The sequence below is a fragment of the Tolypothrix tenuis PCC 7101 genome, from assembly GCF_963874875.1.
Taxonomy (GTDB): Bacteria; Cyanobacteriota; Cyanobacteriia; order Cyanobacteriales; family Nostocaceae; genus Aulosira; species Aulosira tenue.
This window is the reverse complement of the sequence record NZ_CAWNJS010000001.1, coordinates 2,149,939-2,162,976: the sequence shown is the minus strand read 5'-3', so window position 1 is coordinate 2,162,976 and position 13,038 is coordinate 2,149,939. Positions and strand designations below refer to the sequence as shown.

Genomic DNA, 13,038 nt, shown 5'->3' with positions numbered 1-13,038 from the left:
GTTACTATGCAGTTTTCAAGGTTCTGGCTGGAATTATTCCAGCAGTTTGACTATTTAAACAAAGAGTCAATTGCTGATTTTACCTTTTGATGTTTGCAATCATTTTTATTTACCGAACACACAATACTTTGAAAGTTCTTCATCAATCTCGACCGACCTAGAGTAGACCATCTTTGTCTCTATTCACTGTTTGCTTTCGATTTCAAAGTTGGGTAGGTCTCCCTAAAAGGAGGTGATCCAGCCACACCTTCCGGTACGGCTACCTTGTTACGACTTCACCCCAGTCACCAGCACTGCCTTCGGCATCCTCCCCCACGAATGGTTGGAGTAATGACTTCGGGCGTTGCCAGCTTCCATGGTGTGACGGGCGGTGTGTACAAGGCCCGGGAACGAATTCACTGCAGTATGCTGACCTGCAATTACTAGCGATTCCTCCTTCACGCAGGCGAGTTGCAGCCTGCGATCTGAACTGAGCCACGGTTTATGAGATTTGCTTGCTATCGCTAGCTCGCTGCCCTTTGTCCGTAGCATTGTAGTACGTGTGTAGCCCAAGACGTAAGGGGCATGCTGACTTGACGTCATCCCCACCTTCCTCCGGTTTGTCACCGGCAGTCTCTCTAGAGTGCCCAACTTAATGCTGGCAACTAAAAACGAGGGTTGCGCTCGTTGCGGGACTTAACCCAACATCTCACGACACGAGCTGACGACAGCCATGCACCACCTGTGTTCGCGCTCCCGAAGGCACCCCTCCCTTTCCAGAGGGTTCGCGACATGTCAAGTCTTGGTAAGGTTCTTCGCGTTGCATCGAATTAAACCACATACTCCACCGCTTGTGCGGGCCCCCGTCAATTCCTTTGAGTTTCACACTTGCGTGCGTACTCCCCAGGCGGGATACTTAACGCGTTAGCTCCGGCACGGCTCGGGTCGATACAAGCCACGCCTAGTATCCATCGTTTACGGCTAGGACTACTGGGGTATCTAATCCCATTCGCTCCCCTAGCTTTCGTCCCTCAGTGTCAGTTGCGGCCTAGCAGAGCGCTTTCGCCACCGGTGTTCTTCCTGATCTCTACGCATTTCACCGCTACACCAGGAATTCCCTCTGCCCCGAACGCACTCTAGCTATGTAGTTTCCACTGCTCTTATGAGGTTGAGCCTCACTCTTTAACAGCAGACTTACATAGCCACCTGCGGACGCTTTACGCCCAATCATTCCGGATAACGCTTGCATCCTCCGTATTACCGCGGCTGCTGGCACGGAGTTAGCCGATGCTTATTCCTCAGGTACCGTCATTTTTTTCTTCCCTGAGAAAAGAGGTTTACAACCCAAGAGCCTTCCTCCCTCACGCGGTATTGCTCCGTCAGGCTTTCGCCCATTGCGGAAAATTCCCCACTGCTGCCTCCCGTAGGAGTCTGGGCCGTGTCTCAGTCCCAGTGTGGCTGATCATCCTCTCAGACCAGCTACTGATCGTCGCCTAGGTGCGCTCTTACCACACCTACTAGCTAATCAGACGCGAGCTCATCTTCAGGCAATAAATCTTTCACCTTTCGGCACATCCGGTATTAGCCACCGTTTCCAGTGGTTGTCCCCGACCTGAAGCTAGATTCTCACGCGTTACTCACCCGTCCGCCACTATCTCCGAAGAGACCGTTCGACTTGCATGTGTTAAGCATACCGCCAGCGTTCATCCTGAGCCAGGATCAAACTCTCCATTTTGATTTCGAGCTTGTGGCTCCGATGACTTTATGTCTCGGAATCCTATATTTCTTTTTTCAGATTTCTTTGGGTCTTAACCCAACAATCTTAATTGACGAGGATTGTTTCTGAAGCTTTCAAAGTATTTGTTTTTCTCGGTTCGGTTGCTTTGGCATCTTTCCGCCTTAGCACTTATCTACATTAACAACTCTTTTTCTGTTTCGTCAACCCTTTTGTCAACTTTTTTTCCAACCCACTCTCTACCATTGCTGCACTACGACAGTAAACCTCTATGGGTTAAGCCTTTTGGCGTTTTTTCTTCTTTAATATCTGAGTCAGCCTGAACTATGGCTGAGTATTTATCTCATGCGAATCCCCCTGTTACGCTTCAACTCACCTCTACTCATTACTCAGATGTTCGGCATGAAATAGGCTATGCAGCTACAAACCTAAGTGTGCGACTTTTACTAAACTCTTATTTTTCAAAATATTCCAAAGATGAGTGCTTGATCTCAAGACAAAACCTGATCGTTGGAAGATTAACGATGCATAGGATGTTTATTTTTCGAAATATTAAGCAGCACACCATAAAACATAATTTGCCTCATATCTGCTAAATCGATGAAGAGGAGATAGCGTGTTGATATCATGTCTGGCTAATCAGTTATAATTTGGCAAATCTGTGCTGAAAGCTGAAAATATTGTCCTTCGATACCTCTGATGCTTTAAAGCTAAGACTTTGAACCAACAAATTATGATATGGCGATGGACTACCGAATTAGCATGGATGCAGTTTAAGCTTAAATAATTACATATAAAAGCAATAATAATTGCAAATCAGCTTGCTAAATTATATTTAGCCACGGTTTTTGATTAGTACAACTTGCACAATTTGTAGCGCTAGATCGCTGGAAATACCCAAAGATAAGTACAGATCATTGAGAAAATTAGTTTCTTCTTCTGTCAAAATTCCGTCATTTAGTACCAAATCTGTAGCTACTGCAAAAGCTGCTTCGCGCAATTCTTGGGTTAAAGTTTGTTTAGCTGAATTAAATAAAACATTTATGCCATCCCGCCGCCTGAGGATGCCAAGGATTTTATCAAACAGCTTGTTCATCATCTCGTCAGTATAGTTTCTAAAAAGCTTAGACCGAGATAGAACCGAGGCAATAGAACGAGCTTCATTTTCCGCAAGATCGCCATCTATTGCTGTTGCAGCGAGAGTAATAGCAGCAAAAGCCTCTGATGGACTGAGTGTTGGTTGAGCCTGGCTTTCTGTACCCAATACCGTGTCTAATAAACCCATAGTAGTGCGCTCCTTGATTGAGTCTTCAATAGGGGAGCAGTACCCTGTATGTTCAACAACTTTCAGGTGAATCTGCAACACTGTGAGACTTTTATGGTTTATTGTTCCCAGTATTTCTTCACAATGAACATATATAAGTCATGGGTTTTCGGAGAGAACGAAAAGCCAGGTGAGAACTTAGCGTTCTCCGGTCTTCTCCATCGTTTCTATTACTGCTAAACCTATACCAGAAGCTGCTATTAGCACTACTGCTGAGATGAGATAGGCATTAGCCAGCATCTGAAGGGCTTCATTGAAAAAAATGTAGGTGGTCATTATGCTTCACCTTTATAACTCTGTATTGCTAGTGCTTTTTAGTTCTCCACACCCTGAGAGGTGTATTCCGTTGAAAAGCTCCTAGCATTTGCATCTTAACAAAACTTTAGCTCTTTCAAAATACATCTCAAAGTTTTTCTTTCTGAAGATTCCATGAATTTTGTTGGTATTTGGTTGCATACCATACTGCAAATTATTTGCTGTTAAAAAAATGTACATCTCATTTCTAGAAATAATACTTAGCACTTAAGTCTCCATAGCAACAATAAAAAACACGAATAGAATTATCATCTATGGAAGTAATTAGCAATATTTTGCTGTGAAACCTGCCTAGAGAGATAAAATTCTTTTAAAACTTACTTAGACTATTTACGAAAGAATTACTAGGTAATTGTGTTATTAGCTTTACCTAAAAATTTATTTATAAAATTTATTCAGCTTGAGATTTTCGAAAAAGCAATATAAAGCTTCTCGATCGCAGAAAGTACAAAATTTCAGAGAATCATAACTCACATAAAAATCCTATCTAGACTAATTCCTCACCTCTAACTTGTAAAGATTGCTTTTTCGCTGACTTTAGTGGCATTTGCTACAGAAATCAATCCCAACATCGACTAATTTGCTTTGCTGGTTGTAGCGGAGATACATATTTCTTTACATTTCGATGAGCGATGTCTAACGAAAAGCCCTCCGGGTTTGGTAGTTGCTTCTCCCAAGGGGAGACGCTACGCGAACAAGTCGGGGAACCCGCCCAACGCACTACCTCACCGCTTTGCGTCTACGCAATTTATCATGCCACTCTGATTGGTTTGTCTATCGATCAAGCTTTATACTAAACAGGGTTCGATTGTTGCTACCACAGATTGAGCAAGGGTTGGCAAATCATAGCCACCTTCTAAACCAACAAGAATTTTGCGAGTGTAGCCTAAACAATAATTGATCAAGTAACCGTAATCTTCTGGTTGTAAATTAACGCTGGCTAAGGGATCTTCGGCATTAGCATCATAACCAGCACTGATAATTAATAGATCTGCTTGAAAATTGGCTAAAAAAGGGAGAACTTTGTTTTCAAAGAGCGGCTGATATACTGCCATTGTGCTACCAGGTGGTACGGGTAAATTTAAGACATTATTATGAAAGCCGCGTTCGGATGCTCTACCAGTTCCGGGATAGCAAGGATATTGATGTAGCGAACAATAGGCAATTTGTGCTTCAGATTCCACGATCGCCTGAGTACCATTGCCGTGATGTACATCCCAATCTAAAATAGCCACACGGTTAATCCCTGGTTTTTGTAGGGCATGGAAGGCAGCGATCGCCGCATTAGAAAATAGACAAAATCCCATACCCATATCACTTTCTGCATGGTGTCCTGGGGGACGAGATAGCACAAAAGCTGGGTTTTCTGTGGATAAAACTACATCGATTCCATCCAACCAAGCGCTAACTGCTAATAATGCTACGTCATAACTGCGGGGGGAAATTGGTGTATCGCCATCTAAATAACCGCCTCCAGCAAAGGCAATCCGATGGACTTTGTCGATGTAATCTGGAGTATGGGCTTTGGATAACATCGGCATTAGTGCTGGATTTTCTGATGCTGGTGTAGGCGATCGCCAGATCAGTTTTTCGGCAAAAGGCGCTTGCTTTAAGGCTTTGACAATAGCTGTTAAACGTTGTGGTGATTCTGGATGGTAATTTCCAGTTTTGTGTTCTAGAAACTCATCAGAATAAATGACTGGTAGCATAAATTAGGTTTTTGGTGTTTGGTGTTTGTCATTGGGTAATGGGTAATTGGTAATCGGTAATAGAAATTTGTCTCCCTGTCCCCAGTCTTAAGTCCCCAATCCCTATTCCCCCCATCCTACTCAGGCAAATTGGTAAACAATTGCTCAACTAACTCTTTAGTTTTCGCTTCCAAAATTAACCAATCTACTTCTCCGGTTTCATCAATTAAACTACTATCAATATCAACACCTACGGAATTAGGGTTTTCGGGACTGTAGTTAAGAAAACACACTTGATAACATAGTTCCCACAAATCGATATTTACTTGCTGCTCTTGACGCTGTAAACGTAGATGATATCCTGGATGGGGCATTGGCAGACGAGAAAGACTCTCTTTAATCTCATCTGCTTGTTCTGGTGTTGCAGTTTCCATTTCTTGCAACAGCTGAGTCACAATTGCTTTTGTCTGATCGGTGGTGCTAGCAGGCCAAATCAAGACATCATGATACGTTCCTTTCCAGGAAGACACATCTAGTTGCTTGCGAATATTATCGACCACGCGGATAAAGGCAGGCTGCATGAGAATTTCAGCCTGCTGCCATGCGACAGAGTTGTTGATTTTGGGTGGCATTGCTAATCAAAAAAGGCTGCTTAAACAAAAATTAACAATCTGCATTTATTAAAAAACTGCATTTTTGATTCAAATCTTTTCTCAAGATAGCGGATTTCATGCAGGAAAATTTGGAGATATTGATTAGCATCTGGAAAATTAGGTGTTAACACTGGGGAGGGATTATGATTGGCAAGCTTCTAGATCATCGTTACCAAGTAATTGCAGTCCTGGCTACGGGAGGATTTGGGCAAACTTATATTGCTCAAGATACTAGACGGCCAGGTAATCCCATTTGCGTTGTTAAGCATCTGAAACCTGCTAGTTCAGATCCCAAAGTTTTTGAAACAGCCAAGCGCTTGTTTAATAGTGAAGCGGAAACTTTAGAAATCTTGGGCAAGCACGACCAAATACCCAGACTTTTAGCTTACTTTGATGAAAATCAAGAATTCTATTTAGTACAAGAATTTATTGAAGGAAATACCCTCAGTGAGGAACTTTTACCCGATCAGCGCTGGGGTGAAGATCGGGTGATGCAGTTATTGCAGGAAGTGTTGGGTATTTTAGAATTTGTACATAGCCAAGGCGTGATTCATAGGGATATCAAACCAGATAATATTATCCGTCGAGCTAGTGACAATAAGTTAGTTTTAGTAGACTTTGGCGCAGTTAAACAATTGCGGACAAATTTGGTTACGCCTGGAGGACAACCAACAGCTACAGTAGTTATTGGTACTCCTGGCTATATGCCTACAGAACAAGGACAAGGTAAACCTCGTCCTAATAGTGATATTTATTCATTAGGTATCATTGCTATTCAAGCTTTAACAGGATTAGCAGCAAATGCCTTGCAAGAAGACCCCAATACAGGCGAAATTATCTGGCAGCATTCAGTTTCTGTGAATCCTCAGTTAGCAGCAGTCTTAAATAAGATGGTACGTTACCACTTTAAAGACCGTTACCAAAGTGCAGCCGAAGCATTGCAAGCTTGTAGAGCATTGACACCTGCTGTAGCTGTAGCTTCCCAAGTAAAACCCCGTCAAAATTCTAGCTACCCACAGAGCAAAACTACGTCTCAAGTCTCTCCACAGCAAACTGTTGCAGTTGCACCAGCTAACAAAGCAGTTGGGAAACCTGCGCGTCAAGATGGGAGCAAACCTGATCCATTACCTTTAATAATTGGTTTGTTGTTGGCAGGTGGTGCAGCAGCTTTGGTAACAAATGTGTATCCCAGCGTGAAAAATTTTGCTGCTCATTTAACTGGTAACGATACAACTGCCGAAAACAAGTGTTTAGCTATTGTGGTTAGCAATTCTAATATTCGTTCGGAACCAAGAGCAATCACCTCTGACAGTATTGTGCAGACAGTGAAGCGTGACACTAAATTTGAGGTTACTGGTAACCGCACAAAACAGGGTTGGGTAGAAGTGAAAGCTAACTCTGGACGTACAGCTTGGGCACATTCAGATGTGATCGCCAATAATGAACAATGGGTTTCTTGTTTGCGAGATAGGGGTATTGCAATTAATACAGTTGATGATAATAAACTGATTGCATCTCGACCGCTACCGAAGCCAAAGCCTCAATCTAGCGGGGTTACAACGACATCACATAGTGAATCAGACCCCTTTAGTTCCAAACCTTTTACAGATGACTCAGAAAAATCAGAGCCATCACAGAATGATGCTGATACAGCTAAGGTGTTGGAGCAAGCCAAAAAGAAATATGATTCAGGCGATTTGACAGGAGCGATCGCACTGCTAAAATCTGTCCCACAAACAGCTTCTTCGGGTTTTAAAGAAACTGCGGCGATGATTGCTCAATGGCAACAAGATTGGGCGAAAGCAGATGCTTTATTTAATGATATCAATACGGCATTGGCGCAAGGTCAATGGGATAAGGTTTTAGATTATCAAAAACATCCCGAAAAGTTGCCAAATATCAAATACTGGCAAGATAAATTAGAACCAGTATTTAAACAAGCGGCTGAAAATATAGCTAAACAAGGATTAAGCCAATTTGAGAAAAAAGATAATAATAACCTACCCAAAAAAGAAAAAACAAATAATATAAATAATTCACCTATTGGTGAAAATAACCGTAACAATTTGTAATTATCTATGAATGAGGCTGAAACCCTCTTTTTTTACACTTGGTTAATCAACTTCCAGACAAATATTTACACCAGGCTACTGATCACATAAAGTAGTATCAGATTGCAATATTTTACACAGTTTCTCTAAGAGGGTGTTTATTTATCATGCTCAAAAAGTACAAAATTGCTTGGCTGTGAAGCGGCTAAAGTATCTTTTGATAATTTATATTTAGACCAAGATTGATTAATTATTAAACTACATAACTAGTTATCGATTACTGTAAACCATAGTAGGGATAACAATTTTTTGTTATGTGCTATTTTTCGTGTCATTAGTTATTCTGAATTTATGGAGTCTTGTCAGTTTGTCATGATTTTGTGTTATCAGCATTGGATAACTTATAATTGCGTAATTTACCTATAAATTGATGGCAAATTTTATAGTTAGTAATCTAAAAAATCCGAAATGATTAGGGAGAATAGTGAATTTAATACTATTAATATTGTAGAGTTTATCCTTGAATCCGGAACAGAAATTTTCAAGAATGTGGAAAAGTGAGGGCGGAATATGCCATATTTAATCTACGCTCCTAAAACTCCTCAAGAAAGAGTTCATCAATTAATTGTGGGGATGAACACTATTGGCCGTAGCGGAGACAATACAATTGTCATCGGAGATGAGAGTTTATCCCGTTACCATGCAGAGATTACAATTGTAGAAGATCGCATTACTATTAAAGATTTGCAAAGTCTGAACCATACTTTTGTAAATGAGGTCAAAATTGACCAATATGAACTCAAGGATGGAGATTCAATTTATTGTGGGAACGTAGAGTTCAAATTTATAGAAAAACTTAACACCACACCTGTAAATGATGGTTGTGAAGAAGAGCCAATTCCGGAAACAATCATTAAACAGTTTTCCACTGAACAAGGTCGCTTCAACATTCAAGATTTACTGGATACTCCAGGCAGAAGAGATTCTCTCTTAAGGCTATCACAACGTGGTAGTAATCAACGCACTGTAGATAAATTAAAAATTTTACTTGAGGTCAGCAAACAACTTTCCTCACCCGAAGAACCCGATCGCCTGTTAGAAAAAATTCTGGATTTACTCTTCGAGATTATCAATGTAGACCGAGCAGTGATCTTATTGGTTAATGACACAACGAAGCAGCTGGAACAAAGAGTAGCAAAGTTGCGTTCAGGAACTTCTATAGAAAATCAATTTTATAGCAAAAATATTACTAATCATGTATATCAAAATGGCAATGCTGTTGTCACCACAGATGCGTGCTTAGATCAGCGCTTCCATACTTCCGAATCTATTTTTGTCCAAGCTATTCGGGCCTCAATGTGCATTCCGCTCAAACCCAGAGAAGAAGTAATTGGGGTATTATATGTTGATAATTTATCGATGTCAGATGTTTATTCTGACGAAGATGTAGAGTTCTTGACTGCTTTAGCTAATCAAGCTGCGATCGCCATTGATAATGCCAATCTCTACAAGAAAATTGAAGCAGAAGCAGTAATGCGGAATAAACTAGAGCGTTTCTTTCCCGAACCTGTGAGAAAAAAACTGAAGGAAGAAACAACTTTGGGTATTATTGATACTGAAGTTACAGCTTTATTTGCTGATATTAGTAATTTCACAAAAATGTCTTCTACTATGCATCCGCGCCAAGTAATTGCGATGCTAAATGAATATTTCGAGGTGATGGTAGAAGAGATTGTTTTTCAATATGAAGGTACTTTAGAAAAATATATTGGGGATGCCTTATTTGCGATTTGGGGTGCGCCTTATCGCAAAGCAGATGATACAGAAAGAGCCATACAAGCAGCAATTGATATGCAGTGGGCAGTAATGCGGTTAAATCAAAAGTGGTTGCAACAAGGTAAACAACCAATTCAAATTCATATTGGATTGAATACCGGAAAAGTAGCAGCAGGAAATATCGGATCAGAAAAACTGATTCAGTACGCTACTATTGGGGATACCACAAATGTCACTAGTAGAATCTGCAATGTTGCTCAAGCAGGGGAAATAGTTATCTCTCAAACTACATTTGAGCGGATTCAAGCTAGAAATTTACCTGTAGAAAAAATGCCACTTGTGCAAGTTAAAGGTCAAGACCAGCCGTTACAACTCTATCGCCTAAATTGGAATTTATTACCATCTAAACATTCTCAAATTGGGGGAGTTGCGAATACAGGTATGATTAAGTGATATTAATGCCAATAACCTTTTTCACAGATAAATTATAGGTAAGGGCACAACAATGTTGTGCCCTTACTATCTGTTGCATTTTTTGAAATTCCTATTCGATAATTAATAATTCATAATTACTGTAGATTGTGACAAATCTACTTTTTTTAATTACGAATTAGTAATTATTTGTTAGTCGATTCTCACACGGAAACTCACAGCGCCTGATTGACCATTAGGAACATTGCCCAACCTGACAATTACTGTACCGTTGGGATTATTGGTATTTTCGCAAGCGTTACTTTCCGGAATTGATGCTAAGGGTGTGAGAGGCGAGAAAAATCTGCCTTGATCTGCACCAGTACCACTGCCCGTTACAGTAATACTATTAGCTACATAAGTTGTTCCAGAGGGAATTAAGTCACAGAAATTGAGATTTTCTAATAACTGACCAGCGCGGAAATAAACGGTGTACTCTACTTCATCACCACTTGCTATGGGTGTTTGCACCTCATATTGACCCAGAGGTGCGGGTCTGATGACATTATCATTTTGATCGTTGGGGTCATCAATAAAAGTATTGTATTGAATGCGTTGACCATTGGTTCTGGCGATCGCAGTAATCCGTTTGACTAGTTGTACACCTGTATTATTGGCTGTCCCAGAAGCAAAACCAAAGTCTAGATTATCAATCTCGGCATTAGCACCAGTCAAATTTACTGGCACACTGGTCGGTGTTGTGGGTGTGAAATTCTGGGGTGGGGTGGCTTCTAAGGTATAGTTACCAGGTGGTAAGCCTGTAAAAATGAAGTTACCGTTATTGTTGGTAGTAGTAGTATCAACTATTTGCCCATTAGGATTTCTAACAGTGATGTTGACATTGGGAATTCCGCTTTCGCCAGGGTCTGGTCTACCATTATTGTTTTGGTCGTTAAATACCAAATCACCAACAGCATTACCTGGTTGTCGCCGCAGACCAAAGTCAACAGTAGTCAATGCTTGACCGGATTGCAGGTTCACTTCTATTTGAGAACTACCAGTGGTAACTTGTGGCAAATTGAAAGGAGGCACGATCGCAACTCGATAGTTACCTGCTGGTAAATTAGAGAAAGTGTAATTACCGTTGGCGTTAGTAGTTGTTGTTTGAGTAGTATCATCACCAGTGCCTAATAAGCCATCTGGCCCTGGACTAGTCAGCGTGACGGGAACATTAGGAACGCCTGCTTCGCCAGCGTCTTGTCTACCATTACTGTTAGTATCGTTGAATACTGTATCGCCAATAGAACCGCTAGTGCCATTAAACCCACCTGCACGGAAGCCAAAGTCAGCACTATCAAGTTGTTGACTTGGTAGCAGATTGATATTAAAGGGGTTGATACCAGTTGTGAGAGTATTACCTTGAGGCGGATTGGCACTTACTTGATAATTACCTGGTGCTAATCCTGGGAAGCTGTATCTTCCGTTAGCATCGGTAGTAGCAGTTTGTGTAGTTCCATTTGGTAATCTTAATGTAACTGTAACGTTGGGAATACCTGGCTCGTTATTATCTTGTGTCCCATTACCGTTGGTGTCGGTGAAAACTGTATCGCCAATCGACCCATTAGTAGGCGGACGGAAACCAAAATCAACAGTATCAATGTTTTGTCCATTAGCAAGACTAATGGCATTAGGTTGGGTAAGAGTGGGGGTAAAGTTAATCGGAGGATTGGTAACTGCAACTGTGTAATTACCAGCTGGGACATTCTGAAAGCGATAAACCCCATTCGCATCAGTTTTGGTTGTAGCAACTACGTTCCCGTTACTATTCCTGAGTACGAGATTAATGTTAGCAATTCCAGGTTCGCCTGCATCAGGAATATTATTACCATTAGTATCGCTAAAGACAAAATCTCCAATAGAGCCTGTACCTTGTGCCTGTTGAGTAAAACCAAAATCAGCTTGGTCGAAATTTTGCCCAGAAGTCAAGGTGATGGGATTGGGTTGGGTCAGAGTAGGTGAAAAACCACTAGGTGTTTGGGCAACGCTAACTGTGTATTGTCCTGGATTTAAATTAGGGACAATGTATCTACCATTAGTATCGGTAGTTGCAGTACCAACTACAGTACCACTACTGTTTCTGACATTGACTTGCACACCGCTAATTCCTGGTTCGCCAGGGTCTTGGATGTTGTTAGCATTGGTGTCGTTGAACACAGTATCACCAATTGAAGCTGGTGCTAGACAAATGCTGATCCTATTCAGACCGACAGTCTCATCCTGTCCGGGTTCACCAAATTCTCTACCTGCTTGGTAAACAACTCGGATTTGGCTGACAGCACCAGAGAATCTAATTTCAGCGTTACCATTACTTGAATCAGGGAAAGCATTTTCGTTCACCCCTGCGGCAACGACACTATTACCATTATTAGTAACTCTAGTATTGGGGCCGAGGGCAGTGCCTGTTAAGGGCACAGGTGCAGTGCCATTAAATCCTGTCACTGTAATTACATCTTGGAAAACTCTCCCAAAATCTCGCGCGCCATCGCGATCAACATCAAGAAATGTCAGGGGAGTGGCTAAAGTGACTGGTTGAGCAAAGTTAATAGTGAGTGTGGAAGTACCTTGTGCTGGGTTTTTGCCCAAACCAATATTCCAACGCAGGTGGGTTCCTAGAACCCCACCGTAAATATCTTGAGGTAAGCCTGAGTCAATTCTGGTAACTTGGTTATCTGAGTTGGGATCGAAAGTCGCGGTGTCTGTGACTGTTCCCAAAGGCCCAGGATTATCACTGAACTGGAAGGTAGCCCGAATTCCTTTAGCAACGAGGTTTTGCGCTAAAAAATCTGCCACATTATTGGTAGGAGTCCACTCGTAGGTGGCGGGTTGTGTACCATCTGGACAACTGGGTTGTGCTTGCGCCAAAACTTTTTTATCGGCAAAGCTGCCTCCCAAGGAAATCTGCGGCACAGTAAACAGTAATGTCAGAAATGTACCCCTTAAGGGTTTTACTACATTTTTTAATAAAGGTTTCATTATTGGCTTCCTAAACAAGTTGTAAAATTTTTTACTCAAAAAGCCGGGGGAAGAGGCAGGGGGCAGAGTGGAG

Annotated in this window: 8 protein-coding genes and 1 rRNA gene; 3 read left to right on the top strand and 6 right to left on the bottom strand. The window is 41.5% G+C overall.

All coding sequences use genetic code 11. The annotated features are described in order from the left end of the window. Window positions 1–225 precede the first annotated feature (225 nt). The 3 genes from AACU25_RS08890 to AACU25_RS08880 all read right to left on the bottom strand — a co-directional run bounded on the left by AACU25_RS08890 (window position 226) and on the right by AACU25_RS08880 (window position 3,314). A 16S ribosomal RNA gene (locus AACU25_RS08890) occupies window positions 226–1,714 on the bottom strand. A gap of 835 nt (window positions 1,715–2,549) precedes the next feature. After that, window positions 2,550–2,999: a tellurite resistance TerB family protein gene (locus AACU25_RS08885; protein WP_096574820.1), complete on the bottom strand. Its 450-nt coding sequence runs from the start codon at window positions 2,997–2,999 to the stop codon at window positions 2,550–2,552. 177 nt (window positions 3,000–3,176) lie between these two features. Beyond that, the gene (locus AACU25_RS08880; RefSeq protein WP_045870255.1) at window positions 3,177–3,314 is read right to left on the bottom strand and encodes a hypothetical protein; all 138 of its coding nucleotides are present in this window, start codon (window positions 3,312–3,314) and stop codon (window positions 3,177–3,179) included. Window positions 3,315–3,985: 671 nt separating this feature from the next. On the opposite strand from AACU25_RS08880, the gene AACU25_RS08875 reads away from it, so the two are divergent. Then, entirely contained in the window at window positions 3,986–4,150 is a 165-nt protein-coding gene (locus AACU25_RS08875; RefSeq protein WP_190446025.1) for a hypothetical protein, read from the top strand. On the opposite strand, the gene AACU25_RS08870 is transcribed toward AACU25_RS08875, so the two are convergent. Continuing rightward, on the bottom strand, window positions 4,142–5,062 hold the full coding sequence (locus tag AACU25_RS08870; RefSeq protein WP_096574819.1) for a histone deacetylase family protein: 921 nt from the start codon (window positions 5,060–5,062) through the stop codon (window positions 4,142–4,144). The two genes, AACU25_RS08875 and AACU25_RS08870, sit on opposite strands and share 9 nt — an antisense overlap. A gap of 116 nt (window positions 5,063–5,178) precedes the next feature. Beyond that, window positions 5,179–5,673 carry a hypothetical protein gene (locus tag AACU25_RS08865; RefSeq protein WP_096574818.1) on the bottom strand — a complete coding sequence of 165 codons (495 nt, stop codon included), beginning with the start codon at window positions 5,671–5,673 and terminating at the stop codon, window positions 5,179–5,181. 164 nt (window positions 5,674–5,837) lie between these two features. On the opposite strand from AACU25_RS08865, the gene AACU25_RS08860 reads away from it, so the two are divergent. Together AACU25_RS08860 and AACU25_RS08855 are read left to right on the top strand one after the other, a co-directional pair. Next, window positions 5,838–7,766, top strand: a complete 1,929-nt coding sequence (locus AACU25_RS08860) for a protein kinase domain-containing protein (RefSeq protein ID WP_096574817.1) — start codon at window positions 5,838–5,840, stop codon at window positions 7,764–7,766. A gap of 549 nt (window positions 7,767–8,315) precedes the next feature. Then, complete coding sequence (locus AACU25_RS08855) at window positions 8,316–9,974, top strand: adenylate/guanylate cyclase domain-containing protein (RefSeq protein WP_096574816.1); 1,659 nt, start codon at window positions 8,316–8,318, stop codon at window positions 9,972–9,974. Window positions 9,975–10,145: 171 nt separating this feature from the next. Here AACU25_RS08855 and AACU25_RS08850 read toward each other — a convergent pair whose 3' ends face one another. Further along, entirely contained in the window at window positions 10,146–12,965 is a 2,820-nt protein-coding gene (locus AACU25_RS08850; RefSeq protein WP_096574815.1) for an SdrD B-like domain-containing protein, read from the bottom strand. Between the last annotated feature and the right edge of the window lie 73 nt (window positions 12,966–13,038).